The sequence below is a fragment of the Pseudomonadota bacterium genome, assembly GCA_026388315.1.
In the GTDB taxonomy this organism is placed as follows: Bacteria; Desulfobacterota; Syntrophorhabdia; order Syntrophorhabdales; family Syntrophorhabdaceae; genus MWEV01.
On record JAPLKA010000100.1, the window covers coordinates 1 to 18,806 of the forward strand.

Genomic DNA, 18,806 nt, shown 5'->3' on the forward strand with positions numbered 1-18,806 from the left:
CCTTGCCTATGCGATATCAGTGCACAAATCGCAGGGCAGTGAATACCCTGTTGTCATCATCCCTGTGCTAACCCAGCATTATATGCTTTTGCAGCGGAACCTTATCTATACGGGCATCACGCGGGGCAAGAAGCTCGTTATTCTCATCGGTACCAAAAAAGCCCTTTCAATCGCGATCAATAACAACAAACCACAGAAAAGATATACCATGCTCAGGGAAAGACTGATGAACAAGTGCAGTGATGAGTTATGAGTTGATAGGCGATCTATATTGTTTTATTCCAATATGCGATCAAGATGATCCTTATATAGAAGGGGAAACTGTTTATTGCAGCGAACATCGAGGACGGGTTGGGTACCCTGCTGATGAGATGAAGTGTGCCTGCGGCCAGGCCGCGGTTAGGCCAATCTGATTTGTCCGAAGCCCAGTGGCAAGTTAGAAGATTGAACGGAATCGAATCACTGCAAGGGTAATCCGCCCGGAGTGGAAGCTGAAGAAATGGTTTCCCATTAAAATCAATTTAATAGCATATTGGAATTAGTATGCCCTGAAGCCCGGCGTGCTGCTGAATTCTGAAACCAAATTTTCCAGTTTATCCCAGCGATGATAGGCCGCATCCAGCTCCTTTTCAAGGGCTTCCAACCGATCATTGATTGTCCTTAATTTAGCCGCATCGTAGCTTGCATAAAATTCAGAGGAATTCAGGGTTGCCATGAGGCGCTGTTTTTCTGCCTCCAGAGCTTCTATTGTCTGCGGCAGTGCTTCCAACTCGCGAGTCTCTTTAAAGGATAATTTTTGTTTCTCCTTCGGGCGTTCCCCCCTCTTTTCCTTTTGTTCCTTTGGCGCAGTTGACTTCGGGGGCTCAACCGGTACCTTCCGCTGTCTGAGCCAGTCGTCATAGCCGCCCACATATTCCTGTAACAGTCCCTCACCCTCAAAGACAATCGTCGAGGTCACCACATTATTGAGAAACTCACGGTCATGACTGACCATCAGGATCGTCCCGCTGTATTCAAGCAACCGGTCTTCAAGCAGTTCCAGCGTTTCGGCATCAAGGTCGTTGGTGGGCTCATCCAGGACAAGAACATTGGATGGGATGATAAAGAGTTTCGCCAAAAGCAGGCGATTGCGTTCACCACCAGAGAGAGAACTCACAGGCGACATTATCCGCTCAGGCGAAAAGAGAAAGCCCTGAAGGTAACCTACAACATGCCGCGAGGCGCCGCCCACTATGATCGTGTCGTTGCCTCCGCCAATATTTTCCCTGAGGGTCTTATTTTCGTCGAGCTGTGCACGGAGCTGATCAAAGTAGGCAATCCCGATCCCGGTACCCAGACGGACCCTTCCCTGCTGGGGCTTGAGATCACCGAGGAGTATCCTGAGAAGGGTGGTCTTGCCGGAACCGTTAGGTCCGATGATGCCCACCTTGTCGCCGCGGATGATAGTGGTGGAGAAGGCTTCAACAATCTTCTTATCGCCCCAGGCAAAACAGACTTTTTCGGCATCCACAACCATCCGGCCGCTCCGCTCTGCCTCCTGAATCACAAGTCGTGAAACGCCCGTCTGTTCTTGCCTGCGTGCCCGCTCCTGACGCATCTGCATCAGTGCCCGAACCCTGCCCTCGTTGCGGGTACGACGGGCCTTGACCCCTTGTCTGATCCAGCTCTCCTCCATGGCCAATTTCTTGTCAAAATCATGCCGCTGTTTCTCTTCATTTTCCAGCAGGGACTGCCGGCGTTCGAGATAAGTCCTGTAATCGCAGGCGAAGGATACAAGGCGGCCCCGGTCGATTTCAACGATACGTGTCGCCAATCGCTGGAGGAACGCCCGGTCATGGGTGACGAACATGAACGTCTTTTCGTACTTCAGCAGGAAATCCTCAAGCCAGAGGATGGTGCTGACATCAAGATGATTGGTGGGCTCATCCAGCAGCAGGAGGTCCGGATCATTCGCCAGTGCCCTGGCCAGAAAGACCCGGCGTTTCAAGCCCGCAGATAAGAAGCCGAACCCGGCATTCTCGTCCAGTTCAGTCCTTGCGATCACGGTTTCTACTCGCTGGCGAAAATGCCAGGCACCGGATGTCTCTATCTGGTGCTGAACCTGTTCGAGTTTTCTAAGGAGGCCGCCATCGCTGCTCCGGCCTATTTGAAGGGTCAGCTCGTGGTATTTTCTGAGCAGCTCCGCATGTTCCTTACCACCGGAAGCCACAATGTCATAAACAGTTCCCGTCAGATCGTCGGGTACATCCTGTGGTAGCATGGCGATTCTCACGTTGCCGCTATGAACAATCCTACCTGCATCCGGGGTGATTTCGCCTGTCAGCAGTTTCATAAGGGTCGATTTGCCGGAACCGTTCCGTCCCAGCAGGCCGATTCTTTCTCCTGCCTCGATCTGAAGCGTAACGCAATCCAGCAGGCGCGGTTCGCCGAAGCTTAGCGAAACATCATTGATCCATATCAGTCCCATATCATCTCATACCAATTCGCCTTCATTCATATAACTTTGTTGCCTTCGTCGTCATCTCCTCGACGTACTAAAATGTACGCCTCCGTCGCCTCCTCCTCGTCGCCTCGTTCTATCTTTGAATCCGAATTGGTATCATGTGTCATAGTATAGCTGACAAAGCCCGGAATTGCCACTCCCGGACTTTGTCAGCTATACAAGTCATGGGGTTTGGACGCCTGAGTGTTCATGGGTGCATTACGCGATATGACGACATTTTTGTCGAATAGCACAATGTGATTCGACGATTCTGCATCAAAACAGGTGTTCCCGTAAAGAAGGTTTGCTGAATTAATCAACTATTACGATTAGATACATATAATTAGCGTTATGGCACGGGTATTGCTCTTATATTTACATGAACAGAGAGAACAATAAGATGAGTCTTGGAGGTGTAAGATGAAGAAAATCATCGTAATGGTTCTGGTTTTGATGATGGGAAGTATGATTGTGAACCCCTCAGTGGGTTATAGCAATTCTTTTGATCGTGACCGCGGCTACCGCTACGCCCGGCAACCGGTACGCCCCTATAATAATGTCCGTTATGCAAGATCCCATGATAATAACAATGGCCTGCTTATCGCAGGGGCAGCCCTGGGCGCCGTTGTACTCGGTGCCGTTATCGTCAGCGCCATGTCGCAGCCGAGATATGCGACGACTCAACAGGTCGTGTACAGTGCTCCTCCTTCCGGATCGATTGCCTATGCACAGCCGTCGGGATATGGAATGGATACACCTCCCGGTCAATGGGTCACAGTACAGGGACAATGGGTAAACGGCCAGTGGGTTCCGGCCCACAATGCATGGGTGCCCGTTAATCCTTAACGTTAATGGCGGGTTTTTCCGGCCTGTGCCCAGTTTTCATCAGTGAATAGTCGTTAGTGAATAGTGAACAGTGGAAATCCGTGAAGCGTTAAAAAACAAGATACGGGGAACGAGATACGGTGTTATAGTGAATGGTGAATGAAATCCGATATCCGCAATCCGTAAGGTTTAATCCTGCCGAAGGCGGGACAATCGCTACCAAATGTGTCATTGCAAGCCCCCTTTTGCTTTTCCAAGAGGAACGTCAAACAATTTACTCCTTTGCGACGGCGGGTTGGGTGAGACGAAGTCCCGTTTTCATCAATACAATACCATATGCTGTTTTCAAGAATGGTAGAATAAATCAGGCAAATCTCCTGCCCGTTTAAAGGAAGGCCGGCACATGACTTGCCGCCAGGCATGACCCTGACCACCCTGCAGGTTATCCGCCGAACAGGCTTTTTAAGTTAAGCAGAAGCGCTATGTTACCCTCCACCCTGTACTTCCCGGACATAAAGGCGCTCTGCCCATCCATCTCTCCCCTTGATATGGCAAGCCACACATCTGCCGGTGACTTAATGACCACATCAGGTCTTTCATGGGGACCTTCCAGGAAGGTGCACTTCCCGTCAGCTATCCTAAGGTGCGCGGTAAATTCTTCAGACCCCGTAATATCAAACTGGTACACCGCGCTAAGATCTTTACCTGCCTGGCCCTTGAATCCCATGGGCATCATCCTCAGAAGCTCAAGGCAGCTTTTTGCAGATGCCGGACCGGCGACGTGGCCAGGGGAGACTTCGTCAGGCGCCTCTCTCTCTTTATCTTTATCAACTTCTTCCGTGATGATATTTTTGAGCCATTCCTTTCTCAATGCCGGATCGAATGGCGGTACAGTAAAACTTTGTCCTGCATAGGCTTCGAAGCCGTCAAGCAAACCCGCCTCCTGCCAGTGCTGATAATCACCGCGCATAAAGTCTTTTTCTCTCGTTACAAGGTCTCTCATGAAAAGATAGAAAGAGAGCTCTTCTCCGGTAGCCGGGTATTGCCTCTGTTCTTTTATGGCCCTTGCAAGGTCACGACCAAGGTCCGCTGCCCTTGCCTCCACCAGTTCTTTCCCGAGGAATCCGCCAGGACTTGTTGCAATGGCCACAATCGCCCCTGCTGAAAATGCACCATAGACCCTGAGAACCCCTTCCAAATATTTGGCCGTTGTACTGTCGCCAAGCCCGGCAGACACGGTAATCGCCAACCCCGGCTTGTAGCTTTTCCGTGGCTTATGACCGAGACTCAGGGAACGGTCAAAAAAGGTCTTCATCTGTGCGGTGACATGCTTGAAGTAGACCGGTGAAGCCAGGATGATCCCCTGCGCCGTTAACAATTTGTCAACTATCTCAGCATGATCATCCTGGCGCCAGCACCTCGTTTTTTCCAGGCAGACACCGCAGCCGATACAATACTCGATTCTTTTACCGGACAGAAAAACCTCTTCCACTGCGATGCCTTCCTGAGACAGGACCGATGCGATCATCTGGATCATCTGGCTTGTATTGCCTATAGCCCCATGGGGTGAACCATTAATGGCCACTACTTTTAAAGAATCTGTCATATGTTCCTCCTTCCTTGTCGTTTCTTCTGCCCCTATATACGGGGCAGGTTTTTTGATGTTCTCCTTCCCGATCTCATGGACCGGTTCGATGCCCATTTTACGCTGATAATACAGAGGGTATCTCCTGTTGAGCGGGAGGCCTATCCCCAGCATTATCAGTGCCGGCAGCATCACCTGAAAGACAAGACCGGCAAGCAGGCTTGCAGGCATCGAAAACAGCCACGGGACAACCGTAATAAAGGCAGATAAAGCGAATATCCCTGCCCATGCCCAGGTCATATTACGGTTAATAGTTTTGAAGATGTTCGTCTGCCAGACCGCCTGCGGCGTTGACTTCTTTGCAAAATGTTCAGTAAAGTACCGCCTCATAAACAGGGCCGGAAAGGCTGTCAGAATAAAGAGAATGGTATAAAGAAGGCCTGTGGGAAAGGCAGCCGCAATATCGGCCAGGTTTTGTGGAAAAACCCAGAAGACAACTGCATTGACAGTAAAATATACAAAGAATCCTTTGTCGATGGCTGAGAGGCCGTTTTTCTTTCTTCGCAGAAACAGAATAAGGGCCATAAAAATGAGTCCCGAAAGGCTTAAGGGGCGCACAAACGAGAGACGGAAACCTGTCATGTTTCCTGCCGTGATATAGACCGTAAGGATAATGGCCGGGAAAATTTCCAAAAGTTTCTTCATGAGAGCAATACCTCATCCTTTAAATGGCTGGCCAAGGCGACACGCTGCTGGAAGAACCGTTCAAAAACATAGTTGCGGATCATTCTTGCCGCCTGGACCAGATGCCCGGTTAATTCAGCATCCTGAGTCTCGGGCAGATTTCCTGTCAGCCGCTGCCTGAGCCGCATCTCTTTATCGACAACCCCTTTTGCCGTTTCAGCATAAAAAGCAAGATCGGACGCCTTGATTCCGAGGGCAAAACCCCGGGCATACAATGTGCCGACAGCCACATCCTGCTCGTTAAAAATACCCTTCTCAACAGGCAGGATAAGGCCGTTGTGCATAAGGTCTTTTACCTGCTCACGGTTCAGGCCTGTAGACGTGCAAAATGCGGCCTCATCAAGAGAAGCGCTACTACCGCTCCCGAAAATAATCTCATTCAATTCGATGAGGCGATTGACATCCTTTCCCTGATCCCGGGAAGCAAGAATCGTTTTAATCTTGCTCAAAGGAAATGAGTATCTGTTCTGTAAATCCTTGATGAATCTGATACGTTCAATGCATACCGGATCATAATAGGCCATGTTCCGGCCCTTTCTTATCGGCTCGGGAAGCAATTCCCGGGCAACATAATGAAGGATGGCAGACTTAGGGAGACCCGTAGCCTCTGCAAGTTCTCTCATGCGAAGGCCCGGGATAGATCGGTCCCCTTTCGTGTATTTTTTCTTACCCTCTACGGTTGTGATTATCTGTTCTGTATTCTTTTCTCTCAACGTTTCCTTCCTCCGCACGCTATTCTACCGTTATACTGATCGTCATACTCATCTTATCCAGGATGAACCTTGCCTTCTCAAAGTCAGGGGGACCGAAAGTGGCCCTTGCGTTATTTGAAAATCCGTATTTTTCTTTAGGAACACCGAACATGTTTGTTTCCAGCTTGCCACTGTCGTTTTCATCATGAAAGACCTTTACTGCATAAACACCGAAGGGAAGATCGCCGATTACCCATTCTGCTTTTTTGTTTTTTATCGGAGCAGCGGTTAACTGCACGGCCTTACCGGTCTTCTTGTTTTTGAAGTCCTCATTTGAGCTGTAAAGGCCGATCCTTGCGGTGCCCCTGTCGTTACTGAATCCGCCAACCCGAATCGTAAGCATACCGGTCCCGGGCTGTTCCTTCGGGACATCCTGAGCGATTACCAGTCCTGCAAACACCACAGAAATTAAAGTGAACCATACCATTATAATTGTCTTCATATAAAACCCCTTATATATTTTTTACACCCTCTTACGCATGGGTTTCCGGACACGACATGCATTGTGCTGCCATTATAATAAATAATGTATTAAGCGTCAAGTGTTACTTTACACAATATAATATTTTTCAGCTTGATTTTTTGCCATTTTTAAAAAGTAGGAAACTGCTTGATGTTCCTCTGTCGAGATCGTCGGGGTCGGACCAAGCTAAGTTTTATAAGCAGTGTTGAGTTGTCCCTCATCAATCGGGATTAAACCGCATGAGTGTTAAGTTTTGAGTTGAAAAAACCCGATAATATTCACTTGGGTCGGCGGGGCAAAAAGGTATTTCCCTGAAACTGATCTGGCACGATACAGGCAGAAGTTATAACCGAAGGCCCGAAGGCCTATCCAAGGAGATTGCAGCAACATTTGCTGCAATTGTTGAAATCCATGAAAAGTGAATACGGACGCTGTCTCGCACGTTATTGCTCTCAAAACTTCCTAAAAGTGGGACAGAGACATCTTGTATTGCTCCCGCCCCCCCGACATATCGATTCTTTCTTGGCAATCCCTTGCGGCCGGTTGTTAGCCTACATCTTGGGAGCAGGGAGCAAAATAGTTTTTCGGCGTATAAACAGCTTGAGCGACAGGCCGTGGAGATGTGACACTGAATAAGTAACTTGAAAAGTGATAGCCGGTAATGCAATACTTTATGGAAATATAATGAAGTGGTAATGTCAAAAAAGACATGAAAAACTTTTTTTATTTAGCCGCAGACGGACGCAGACAAAAGCTGGACAGTATTTTATATCGGCTGCCGACTTGGCACCCGATATACCCCATGCCCTTCGGGCAGAGTGAAAATTTAACATATTCGCCCGTTAGGGCTGAATATTTGATAGGCGGCAATGTCGCCGGCTATCAAAAAGATTATTCATCAGTATTTGTCCGCTCTCGTCCGCATTTGTCGAGCGCAAGCGGGCGGCAAAAGAATTATAGAGGTTTTGATAAAATAAGGAAGGCATGAAGGAGGCTTTAAAATGATACCGGCAATAACATTGAAGAAGGGGAGATTGTCCCATGTGTTGCGGAAGAATCTCCATAACTATTATAACGGTGCAGGCATAGATTCTAACTATGCAACAATGAAATGGCATAGGCGGAAAGACAATTCTGGTATAGTCATATTCATAGCTAAAAAGGACAATACTGTTGTGGGCTGGATTATTTACAATCCCCGAAAGAGTACGGTGGAAGAGATTCTCATTAAGAAAGAATGGAGAGAAAAAGACATTGAGCACGAAATGGCCGATGCGTTGGTCGCAAAAGAGAACCTTGTTTCGGCAGAGATTCATAAAGACGACAAGGAGAAATACCAGTGGATGATTGAATACGGATTCCGGCCTACACGTTCATTTATGGCGGAAGGATTTCCTGTGGTCAGGATGGATTTGAGCACTTCGGTGCTGCTTCAAAAGCTTCACGGAATGAAGCCGGCCAAAGCCTACCGGAAAATGGAGAAAGTGACCATTGAAAAAATTCCTGAAACTCAGGCTTACGAAGAGATAAAAGAAGGGGTTAAACATCTCATCGATACACTCGGTGGACTCAAAAAATTTGTCAAAACAGGCCAGACGGTTGTTATTAAGCCCAATATTGTAAGCGATCACGGGTTAAAGGACGGTGCCTATAAAGGGGGTATTGTCACGGATATCAGAGTTATCAGGGCGCTGGTGGAGCTCCTTTTGCCTGTAGCGGGGAAAATAATTATCGGAGAAGGGTCTTCAATTAACCGCAGCGAGACTGCAAAAATGTTTCAGCATTACGGGTATGACAGTCTTGTTGATCTTGACCCTGTAAAAGTGAGCCTTGTTGACCTGAATACGGATAAGCAGGTTGAGAAGCCTGTCCCTGGGGGCAAGAGGATGCTTTCGCGAAAAATCCCCTTAACCATCGAAGAGGCGGATGTGATTATCAGCGTCCCCGTTCTCAAGATTCATTTTGCCGCTGTGGCATCCTTGAGCATCAAGCACCTCCAGGGGGCAATCCCTCCCCTTGAAAAGTACATGACACACTTCTTTGGCCTTTGGCAGAATCTTGTGAATATCCACCATCTTATAAAACCAAAACTCATTATCATCGATGGACTCACCGGCCAGGAGGATTTTGGACCTATTTCGGGTACCCCGAAGAAGATGGATCTTCTGATCGGGGGAACGAATCCTGTGGCAATAGATGCTGTTGCCATGCGGGTGATGGGCATTGACCCTGCCACATCCCCACCGGTTTTCCTTGCCTATATGCAGGGAATGGGGCCAATTGAGAGCGATAAGATCAATATTATCGGTCCTTCCATCAATGAGGTGACAAGCCCCTTTAAACAGCCGGAGATTAACGTAAAAAGCGGCAGGGATATTACCATTCACGTTGGTTCTGCCTGTTCCGGATGCACGGGATATCTTCACTTTGTTTTGAATAAATTAAGGAAATCTGACCCGAAGGATGAAAGCAGGATGCTGATTGACCGGCCATTTGACCGTAAAGTAAACATATTCCCCGGCCCTGTGAATCAGTACCCAATTAATCCGGACGAGACGAATATCTTTATGGGCATCTGTCAGCAGCATAACGCAGAAATGGGTACCCACCTGCCGGGGTGTCCTCCCCACGCAGAGGCGATTGTAAACGGGATATTCGGTTTATTTCCCGACATAGAAAGGCCTCAGTATGCAGACAAGAGTGAAGAGGCGAAATTGGGCGAGATGCTCCAGGAAATCCTGGCGATGACATAATTTCAAGCTTAATATCATCCCTCTTTGCGAAAACTGTCCCACTCACCTCTCTCTTTAAGGACTTCCCGGTAAACCTCAAGCGCTTTGTTGACTAAAGGCATACCGCCATAGGGGGCCAATTGGAAAAACACCTCTGCCAGTTTTTTTGGGTCGCACCCCACATTGAGCGCTGCATTCACATGAAGCCTCAATTCATCCGCTGCACCGAGTGCGGCGAGCATGGCGCAGGCTGCCATCTGACGTTCCGGAAGCGTTAAAACAGTGCGGGAATACAGGTTGCCAGTAATGAACATGGAAAGGTCATTGGCAAGATCTCTGTCGAATTCCTTCCACATAAGGTAAGGGGGGTCCATCTTGATGCCCTTTCCAAAAAGTTTCTTTGCAGTCTCCTGTGTTCTTTTTTTTATTTCATCATCCATAGCGTATATCCTCCTCTTTTGAAATGGTAAAATCTTTTAACACGCATATTTTATAGACGTCAATAACAACTGTGTGTGAAATGAATAATAACCGGAAGTCTTGTTTTCTGTTTACAATGCATCTCATTTCTTCGTACAATTAGAAACAGGAGCCGAAAGGGACGTATGTTGAATTTCTGTGATTTAATGTGCAAATATGCTGAGCATCCAAAAGAGACAGCAGTGGACGGGGCAGGGAGTTGCAGGACATTCGTGGCGTTATACTGTAACCTCAAAAAATCCCTTGTTCACAAAAATATGTCCTGTAAAGAGAAGGCATTACGTAAAGAAGAAAAGAAATGATGGAATAAAGGAAAATTACAATGACCATAACAAATTACAAACAAAAATCCCGCTTTGTGTATTGTTATTTGGTCATTGGTTATTTAAAATCTCAGGAGGAACAATGAAAAGAGTGTTAATCTATTTAGTATTTATTGCTGTAATGGTGAGCATGACCGGTTGCGGCTATAACATGATGCAGAGAAACGAGGAGGCTGTAAAAGCAGCATGGGGGGATGTAGAGGCTTCTTATCAGAGAAGGAATGACCTCATACCGAATCTCGTAGAGACAGTGAAGGCCTATGCGAAACATGAAAAAGAAACGTTTGAAGCCGTCACGCAGGCACGGTCAAAGGTTGGAACTATTCAGGTATCAAAGGATATGATTGGTGACCCCAAGGCAATGGCCCAGTTTCAACAGGCTCAGGCATCAATGGGCGGGGCGCTCTCAAGACTTTTGCTTGTGGCAGAACGGTATCCTGACCTCAAAGCGAACCAGAATTTCAGAGACCTTCAGAATCAGCTTGAGGGTACAGAAAACAGGATAAACGTAGCCCGGACAAGGTATAACAAGTCAGTGCAGGAATTCAATACTTCCCTGCGTATATTCCCCAATAGCCTTACTAACAGCCTGTTACTTCATCTGACACCGAAAGAACCTTTTAAGGCCGACCCGGGAGCAGAAAAAGCACCGCAGGTGAAGTTTTAATAATGTGAAAGGTAAAAGGGGAAAGAAAGGCTGGCAAGCGGGCAAGCTGGAGGGTTGGAGGTTTAGAGGGTTAGCCAAACTTCCGATCATCTAATCATCCGACCCCTTGAACCCTTTTAAAGAGGTAAAACATTAATTGTAAAATGAAAAATAAACTGTTTTTTTTGTTCTTGTTTTTTTTATTCACTATTCACTATTCACTATTCACTCTTAATTGTGACGCTCTTGATGTTCCCCCTCTTAAGGGTTATGTAAACGACAACGCCAATATGATGTCCGCTTCAGCGAAGGCAAAAATTGAGTCAGAGTTGATGGCCTTCGAAAAGTCTGATTCAACACAGATCGTTATCCTTACCATCCCTTCGCTTCAGGGCGAATCCTTGGAGGACTACTCCATAAAAGTAGTTGAATCGTGGAAGGTTGGCCAGAAAGGAAAGGACAATGGGGTCCTGTTCCTCGTGGCAAACCAGGAAAAGAAGATGCGGATTGAAGTGGGGCGTGGCCTCGAAGGTAAACTTACCGATTTAACGGCCGGGCGGATCGTCGATCTTGTGATAAAACCAAAGTTTAAAAGAGGTGAATTTGATGCAGGTTTTATCGCAGGCATCCACGCCCTCATTGATGCTACACGGGGGGAATTCAAGGCTGAGCCGAAACGTACTTCACGGGGAAGGGGGAGTTTTTTTCCGGTAATGACCCTTTTGATTTTCGGGGGGATAGCGTTACTGTCAATCGGAAAGGCTTCTCGTGTTTTAGGCGGAGCGGCAGGGGCGTTAGGTTTGCCTGCTGTTGCATATTTTATTATAGGACCCGTTATCGTTACCCTTATCCTTGTTGCCGTTGCCGGTTTGCTTATGGGAATTTTTCTGCCCATGTTGTTCTCCGGGCGAGGGTCCGGTGATGGTGGCGGTTTCTGGTTTGGCGGAGGCGGTTGGGGTTCCGGTGGCGGAGGCGGAGATTCCGGTGGCGGTTTCTTCGATGGAGGCGGTGGCGGTGATTTTGGAGGCGGAGGCTCTTCAGGGGACTGGTAATGAAATATCATACAAAGTCAGAAAAGTTTTTCACCAAAGAAGAAAGAGAGAAAATTAAAAAAGCAACTGTGGACGCAGAATTGCATACAACGGGCGAGATAGCCGTTGTGATGGTCAATCATAGCAGTCAGTATATCGAGGCGGAGGTCATAGGCGGCATTTTTCTCGGCAGCCTTATTTCCCTCGTGCTTACTGTTGTGTTTTTCCATTCATCCATATGGGTTTATATCCCGCTATCTTTCGTTTTATACTTTCCCTCTCATGTGCTATTCAGGAAAGCACCTGTCCTTAAAGTGGCATTCGTGGGAAAAAGGAAGATGGAGAGGGCGGTGAAAGAGCGGGCAATCAGGGCTTTCTATGAAAAAGGTTTGTACAGGACGAAAGACCACACAGGGGTAATCTTTTTTCTCTCCCTCCTTGAAAGAAAGGTTTGGGTGCTTGCCGACAAAGGTATCCACAAAAAGATCACGCAACCTACATTAAACAGGTTTGCCCGCACGGTCTCAAAAGGTGTGCGTGAAGGACGTGCTTGTGATGCACTCTGCGAGGCGATTCAGGAAATAGGTGGACTTCTTGCGAAATATTACCCCGGCACTGCAGGGGATATCGATGAACTCACCGATGAAGTCATATACGATTCAGGTGATTAGGGTTTTGTTTAAATCTTCATTTCCAGGTTGATCATATCGCCCTTATTGAATCCCATTCTGTCAAAGAACTGAAGCAGGTCCCAATCCTTCCAGTCGACAAAGACATATATCGTATCAACCCCAACCTTTTTAAACATTGAAAACATTTCTTTAAACAGAAGTCGTGCAATACCCTTTTTCTGATACTCCTTAATAACGCCGAGTGTATCTATCCACGCCACATTTTCAGGTATGCCATATTCCCAGCCACTTGCAGTGCCCAGAATAAACCCGATGACCTTTCCGTTCACCTCTGCGGCCAAAGACGGTACCCCGGAAGTCTCGGTATGTTCGAGTCTGTTTTCCCAGTATTCCCTCCTTTTTTTACCAAGCAGAACATAATCGATTTCTGCGACCGCATCGAGGTCTTTCATTGTTAATATCCTTAATTTTACCGGTTCCATGAGATCCATATCCCCCGCCTCCGTTTTTGTTTTAGTATATTTTTCTTATTTCAAGTATAGCAGAGGGAAATGTCTTGTCAAGGCGTTGGGAATTTTTTCTTAATATTTTTTGTATACAAATTGTGAGGAGGGTTTATCTTCTCAGCTTCTTATATGTGTTTATTAATGCATTTGTGGATGAATCATGTGATGCTGCTTGTGTATCATCAGCCATCCCGGAGAGTATCTTTTTTGCGAGTTGCTTCCCCAACTCAACACCCCACTGGTCAAAGCTGAAGATGTTCCATATTACACCCTGAACAAAAATTTTATGTTCATACATGGCTATGAGACTTCCTAACGTTCTTGGCGTCACTTTTGTGAATAATAGTGTGTTGGAAGGCCTGTTGCCCTTGAATGTTCTGAAAGGGGCCATCCGTTTTATCTCTTCATCACTTGCTCCTGACTGCCTGAGTTCTTCATACACCTCTTTTTCCGGTTTTCCCTTCATGAGGGCTTCCGTCTGGGCAAAAAAATTTGAGAGCAGTATCATATGATGTTCACCAATAGGGTTATGACTTATGGCAGGGGCAAGGAAATCACATGGGATCAGTTTTGTGCCCTGGTGAATAAGCTGAAAAAAGGCATGCTGTCCGTTTGTCCCGGGTTCACCCCAGATGATAGGGCCTGTCTGACAGGTAACTTGATTCCCTGATCTGTCTACGGATTTACCGTTACTTTCCATATTTCCCTGCTGAAAATATGCCGGGAATCTTTCGAGGTACTGGTCATAAGGGAGGATCGCCTCGGTCCCGGCGCCAAAAAAATTATTATACCAGACACCGATCAGCGCCAGGATCACCGGTATATTTTTCTCAAATGGTGTTTCTCTGAAGTGTTTATCCATGGCGTGGGCGCCTTCAAGAAGCTCAACAAAGTGTTTGAAGCCTATGGTGCATGCGATAGACAACCCTATTGCCGACCAGAGTGAATACCTCCCGCCTACCCAGTCCCAGAACCTGAACATGTTTGCCGGATTTATGCCGAATTTTATTACCTCTTTTTCGTTTGTTGAAATGGCAACAAAATGATGCTTTATACATTCATCCTTTTTTGCCGAGTCGAGGAACCATTTTCGTGCAGTATGCGCATTCGTCATGGTTTCCTGGGTGGTAAATGTCTTTGAAGCTATCATAAAGAGTGTCGTTTCCGGTGATACCTTTTTCAGGGTTTCAGCGATATGTGTTCCGTCAATATTAGAAACAAAGTGCGCCTGTATGTTCTTTTTCCAGTAAGGCTTCAATGCTTCAGCAACCATGTGGGGCCCCATATCCGAGCCGCCGATGCCGATATTCACTATATCGGTGATGGTCTTGCCTGTATAGCCTTTCCACTGTCCTGAGATAACATTTTCTGAAAATTGTTCCATCTGGTTTAATACTGCATTGACTTCCGGCATAACATCCTGCGCATCTACATAAATAGGGGTATTTAAACGGTTTCGCAAGGCCACATGGAGGACCGCCCTCTCTTCCGTCTCGTTGATGATATCTCCTGTAAACATCTTTTCGATGGCATCGCTTACTTTGCACTCAACAGCAAGCTCCATGAGAAGGTTCACAGTTTCTTGATTGATGATATTTTTTGAGTAATCCACTGTTATATCTTCGAAACGAAGAGAAAATTTCTGAAATCTTTCCGGGTCATTTTTGAACATATCCACCATGTGTATCCTTTTCATCACATCATAGTGGGCCTCGAGCCCCTTCCATGCGGTTGTTAGGGTCGGATTTATTTTGTTAAGCATGATATGTTTTCCCCCTGAATGAATGATTTTTTTTCAAAAACAACTATACTGTGTGGCGCTGAAGAATAGGCAGGTATAGTAACCTGTAGCTGATATTCGGGTTTTACAATATCTTCAGGCGATGGCAGTGAGGTGTCCATTGCCCTGTACCATGTATACCCCTGAAACTGTGGCAAGGGCATTTCCATGGTATCATCTGACATGTTCAAAACGATGTGGAGGTCTTCTTCGCTATCTTCCGTTGCGCTGAGGGTAAAAGCGAGGATTCTCGCTTCCGGATCGTTCCAGGGAGGCTCATTGAGTGTTGCCCCATGCCAGACAATATCCGGCAGGCGATCGCCCCTCTTCCCCCCCCCGGTGAGAAACCTTTTTCGCATGAGTGATGGATGCCTTTTACGAAATGCTATCAGTTCCGACACAAAACGCATCATGTCCCGATTCTCTTCCACGAGGGCCCAATCAAACCAGCTCAGTTCGTTGTCCTGGCAATAACAGTTATTGTTACCCTGCTGTGTGCGCAAAACCTCATCTCCGGAAAGCATCATGGGAATTCCCTGACTGAGAAAAAGTATTGCCATAAAATTTTTTACCTGCTGTTTACGGAATGAAAGAATAGCAGGATTATTTATCTTTCCTTCAAAACCGCAGTTCCAGCTCAGATTATCGTTCATACCGTCCAGGTTATTTTCGCCGTTCGCATCATTATGTTTTTCATCATAGCTTACAAGGTCGTATAATGTGAACCCGTCATGACAGGTGATAAAATTGATGCTGTTGGTGGGTAAGCGACCTTCATGTTCATAGAAATCGCTGCTCCCTCCTATGCGGGTGGCAACTTCGCCGATAAGCCCTTTTTCTCCGCGAACAAAACGACGGATTACATCACGATATCTCCCGTTCCATTCCTTCCAGCGAAACCCCGGAAATTTGCCGACCTGATAGAGTCCGGCAGCATCCCATGCTTCTGCAATAATATATGCGCGGACCAATACATCTGACAATTCGATATTCCACGCTGCAGGTGCATGTTCGACAGGCATCCCGCCTTCGCCCCGTATGAGCACGCTGGCAAGGTCAAAACGAAAACCATCTACACGCATTTCCCGAACCCAGTATTCAAGGCAGTCGATGAGGAACCTGCACACAAGGGGGTGGTTGCAGTTCAATGTATTTCCGCAACAGGTATAATCACGGTAGATACTCCGATCATCAGGGTCGAGGTGGTACGCAACGTCGTTGCCAAGGCCTTTGAAATTGATAGTAGGTCCGTCGGCGCCACCTTCGGCTGTGTGATTAAAAACCACATCAAGGATTACGCCGATATCTGCACGGTGTAATGCCTTTACCATATCCCGGAACTCCCGGCGGTGAGTCCCATGTTCCGGGGTTATGCAATAACCCGGATGGGGTGAAAAAAAACTGTGTGTATTGTAGCCCCAGTAATTCTTTAATCCGAGGTTTGCAACATCCTCAGGAACAGCCTGCTCATCAAAGGCCATGACAGGCATAAGCTCAATGTGAGTGATGCCTAAGGCCTTGAGGTAGGGGATCTTTTCTGCAATACCGTTAAAAGTTCCCGGATATGTTGCATGTGATGAAGGGTGTTTGGTGAAACCCCCGACATGCATCTCATAGATGACCATTGTTTGAGAAGGATGATTGACCGGCTTATCTCCTTCCCAGTCATAGTCATCGTCAGGAGGAATCACACATCGCATTGAACACTCAGAGTTATCCCCTGGCTCGCTCGCACGTTTCCTGTTCCATAATGTGTGGGTTACAGCGCGTGCATAGGGATCGAGGAGAATCTTTTTTCCGTCAAAACGGAAACCGGTTGTGCGGGTATCGTCAGGTCCGTCAATACGCCACGCATAGTGGATACCGGCAGGCAGTTTTTCCACAAAGACATGCCAGAAGAAAAACGTTCGGTGAATATCCGGATCAAGCTGAATGACCTCGTAGGGCTCAGGGCTATCGGCATGCTCAAAAAGAAGCAGTTCTGCAGAAGTGGCATAGCCGGTAGCGATGGAAAAATTAACCCCGTCAGGGGTTACCGTAGCCCCATGAGGATACCACCAGCCTGGACGGATTGTATGTTTCATGGACACCTGCCTCAAGGCGTCATGATGTACTTGAATGGCGAAGAAAACTGCTGGGATATAAGTTCCTGGGAGATGGAGGAGATGAGCCATTTAAGGAGGGAAAAAGGCCGTTTGCCGTAAACAAGTACCGGTTTTCCTTTTATGTTCAGGGTATTTTTCATATCATCCACTGTATCGTAGAATGTGCCTATCTGGTCTATGAGTTTTAAGTCCTTTGCCTGCTGGCCCAGATAAATCCTTCCGTCGGACAATTTTTTTGCAGTATCCATCGGTATTTTTCTTTGAGTTGCCACGGTATTAATAAATTGTGTATGAATCGTATTGAGTATTTCCTGGAAGTATTTCCTTTCTTCCACCTTCATCTTTCTGAAAGGCGATCCCACGTCTTTAAAATCGCCTGCCTTCATGGTATTCGGTTGCAGGCCAACCTTCTTCATAAGGTCTTCAATAACCACCTGCTCCATAATTACACCGATGCTGCCGGTAATCGTAGAGGGCATCGCATAAATCTTTTCTCCTGCTGTGGCAATGTAATAACCACCGGAGGCACACACTGTACCCATTGAGATGTACACCTTCTTTTTCGCTCTTAGTTTTTTTACCTCTTCAAATATCTCCTGGCTGGGAGGAACTGACCCGCCAGGAGAGTTTATCCTGAGGATCACCCCTTTAATGGTCTCATCTTCTTTGAATCTTACGATGTCTTCCATAATATCCTTAGAATCTGCGATAACCCCTTCTATCTCAACGACACCGATCTTTTCCCCGAACGCCCTGCCTGAAACCCCTATCGCCAGGGATATAAAGAAACTGAGGATAATAATGATGAATATTACTAAAAATGCTGTTTTTATTTTTGAACGTGCCATGGTTCACTCCTTTTCTTCAACACTATCTTCCCGAATGGTTTCCTTTGAGAAATTGTTGCAACCTTTATCTTGGTCAGTTCGAGCATCCCGAGCACTGTTGCGATTTTTTCAGCGTGCTCTGTTTGTTCTTTTATATTCCACACAAAAAGGCCCGCTGAATCGAGTACGGTTTTCAGCATTGCCAATTTTTCTTCCAGTGTGGGTTTAATCTCCCTTATAACTATGAATTTCTCTTCTCTTGTTTTTATCAATTCAAAGAAGATATTACAGAGATGGAGTAAATCAAAATCTGTATCGCCGTCGATGGATTTTTGCTCCCTGCAAAAGGTATCCCTGTAGAGCAGAGGAAGACCATCGATCTTTTCTGCCATACTGCGTATTTTCTCATATTCTATAATTCTTTCAACAAGTTCTTCCCTCGGATCATATTCATTATCTGTCTCATGTGCGGGAAGAAGCATCTTTGACTTTATGTAAATGAGGAGCGATGCCATATCAATAAAATCTTCAGCAATTCTCAAATTCATTTTCTGAACAAAGTCCACATATTCAAGAAACCTTTCAGTGATGAGAGAAAGCGGTATGTCCCAGATGCTTACCTTGTTTTTCTTAATAAGTGTAATTAGGACGGAGAGAGGTCCTTCATAACACTCGATTTTAACTTCCAGCGAGGGAACCAGAAGACTCATTCCGGCCCCCTGTCCGTTTTTTCGCTTTTGTCAAAATCTCTATAATTATTTTGCCGCCCGCTTGCGCTCGACAAGAGCTGACAAGAGCAGACGAATACTGATGAGCAATCTTTTTGATAGCCGGCGACATTGCCGCCTATCAAATATTCAGCCCTAACGGGCGAATATATTAAATTTTCACTC

At 46.6% G+C, this 18,806-nt stretch carries 17 protein-coding genes; 7 read left to right on the forward strand and 10 right to left on the reverse strand.

Going from position 1 to position 18,806, the window contains the following annotated elements; translation table 11 throughout:
• Positions 1 to 253, forward strand: a 253-nt coding sequence (locus NTX75_14470; protein ID MCX5817419.1) for an ATP-binding domain-containing protein, incomplete at its 5' end; no start/stop codon positions are given.
• 285 nt (positions 254 to 538) lie between these two features.
• Here NTX75_14470 and NTX75_14475 read toward each other — a convergent pair.
• Positions 539 to 2,467, reverse strand: coding sequence for an ATP-binding cassette domain-containing protein (locus tag NTX75_14475; GenBank protein ID MCX5817420.1), 1,929 nt, complete (start codon positions 2,465 to 2,467; stop codon positions 539 to 541).
• Positions 2,468 to 2,902: 435 nt separating this feature from the next.
• On the opposite strand from NTX75_14475, the gene NTX75_14480 reads away from it, so the two are divergent.
• The gene (locus NTX75_14480) at positions 2,903 to 3,328 is read left to right on the forward strand and encodes a hypothetical protein (GenBank protein ID MCX5817421.1); all 426 of its coding nucleotides are present in this window, start codon (positions 2,903 to 2,905) and stop codon (positions 3,326 to 3,328) included.
• A 421-nt stretch (positions 3,329 to 3,749) separates the two neighbouring features.
• On the opposite strand, the gene NTX75_14485 is transcribed toward NTX75_14480, so the two are convergent.
• From NTX75_14485 to NTX75_14495, 3 genes are read right to left on the reverse strand one after another with little or no spacing between them, the layout of a single operon-like run.
• On the reverse strand, positions 3,750 to 5,597 hold the full coding sequence (locus NTX75_14485; protein ID MCX5817422.1) for an NAD(P)H-dependent oxidoreductase: 1,848 nt from the start codon (positions 5,595 to 5,597) through the stop codon (positions 3,750 to 3,752).
• Positions 5,594 to 6,349, reverse strand: coding sequence for a MerR family transcriptional regulator (locus tag NTX75_14490; GenBank protein MCX5817423.1), 756 nt, complete (start codon positions 6,347 to 6,349; stop codon positions 5,594 to 5,596). Before NTX75_14490 ends, NTX75_14485 begins: the two co-directional genes overlap by 4 nt.
• Before the next feature lie 19 nt (positions 6,350 to 6,368).
• Complete coding sequence (locus NTX75_14495) at positions 6,369 to 6,830, reverse strand: DUF2141 domain-containing protein (GenBank protein MCX5817424.1); 462 nt, start codon at positions 6,828 to 6,830, stop codon at positions 6,369 to 6,371.
• Between the two features lie 1,022 nt (positions 6,831 to 7,852).
• Between NTX75_14495 and NTX75_14500 the strand changes: the two genes are divergently transcribed.
• Positions 7,853 to 9,604 (forward strand): DUF362 domain-containing protein, encoded by a 1,752-nt coding sequence (locus tag NTX75_14500; protein ID MCX5817425.1) that lies wholly within the window; start codon positions 7,853 to 7,855, stop codon positions 9,602 to 9,604.
• 14 nt (positions 9,605 to 9,618) lie between these two features.
• Here the strand turns inward: NTX75_14500 and NTX75_14505 are convergent, their stop codons facing one another.
• Complete coding sequence (locus NTX75_14505) at positions 9,619 to 10,023, reverse strand: carboxymuconolactone decarboxylase family protein (protein ID MCX5817426.1); 405 nt, start codon at positions 10,021 to 10,023, stop codon at positions 9,619 to 9,621.
• Between the two features lie 165 nt (positions 10,024 to 10,188).
• Here NTX75_14505 and NTX75_14510 point away from each other — a divergent pair, with 165 nt between their 5' ends.
• From NTX75_14510 to NTX75_14525, 4 genes are all read left to right on the forward strand, one after another.
• Positions 10,189 to 10,365: a hypothetical protein gene (locus tag NTX75_14510; GenBank protein MCX5817427.1), complete on the forward strand. Its 177-nt coding sequence runs from the start codon at positions 10,189 to 10,191 to the stop codon at positions 10,363 to 10,365.
• Positions 10,366 to 10,468: 103 nt separating this feature from the next.
• Entirely contained in the window at positions 10,469 to 11,053 is a 585-nt protein-coding gene (locus NTX75_14515; GenBank protein ID MCX5817428.1) for a LemA family protein, read from the forward strand.
• A 170-nt stretch (positions 11,054 to 11,223) separates the two neighbouring features.
• The gene (locus tag NTX75_14520; GenBank protein MCX5817429.1) at positions 11,224 to 12,084 is read left to right on the forward strand and encodes a TPM domain-containing protein; all 861 of its coding nucleotides are present in this window, start codon (positions 11,224 to 11,226) and stop codon (positions 12,082 to 12,084) included.
• On the forward strand, positions 12,084 to 12,734 hold the full coding sequence (locus NTX75_14525; GenBank protein ID MCX5817430.1) for a TPM domain-containing protein: 651 nt from the start codon (positions 12,084 to 12,086) through the stop codon (positions 12,732 to 12,734). The genes NTX75_14520 and NTX75_14525 overlap by 1 nt, the downstream gene beginning before the upstream one ends.
• Before the next feature lie 8 nt (positions 12,735 to 12,742).
• Here NTX75_14525 and NTX75_14530 read toward each other — a convergent pair whose 3' ends face one another.
• The 5 genes from NTX75_14530 to NTX75_14550 form a co-directional block, all read right to left on the reverse strand.
• Positions 12,743 to 13,186 (reverse strand): GNAT family N-acetyltransferase, encoded by a 444-nt coding sequence (locus NTX75_14530; protein ID MCX5817431.1) that lies wholly within the window; start codon positions 13,184 to 13,186, stop codon positions 12,743 to 12,745.
• A gap of 124 nt (positions 13,187 to 13,310) precedes the next feature.
• Entirely contained in the window at positions 13,311 to 14,963 is a 1,653-nt protein-coding gene (gene pgi, locus NTX75_14535; protein ID MCX5817432.1) for a glucose-6-phosphate isomerase, read from the reverse strand.
• On the reverse strand, positions 14,948 to 17,065 hold the full coding sequence (glgX, locus tag NTX75_14540) for a glycogen debranching protein GlgX (protein ID MCX5817433.1): 2,118 nt from the start codon (positions 17,063 to 17,065) through the stop codon (positions 14,948 to 14,950). Before glgX ends, pgi begins: the two co-directional genes overlap by 16 nt.
• Before the next feature lie 11 nt (positions 17,066 to 17,076).
• A complete protein-coding gene (gene sppA / locus NTX75_14545; protein ID MCX5817434.1) occupies positions 17,077 to 17,934 on the reverse strand; it encodes a signal peptide peptidase SppA in 858 nt (285 codons plus the stop codon).
• Entirely contained in the window at positions 17,916 to 18,623 is a 708-nt protein-coding gene (locus NTX75_14550; GenBank protein MCX5817435.1) for a segregation/condensation protein A, read from the reverse strand. Before NTX75_14550 ends, sppA begins: the two co-directional genes overlap by 19 nt.
• Positions 18,624 to 18,806: the final 183 nt, after the last annotated feature.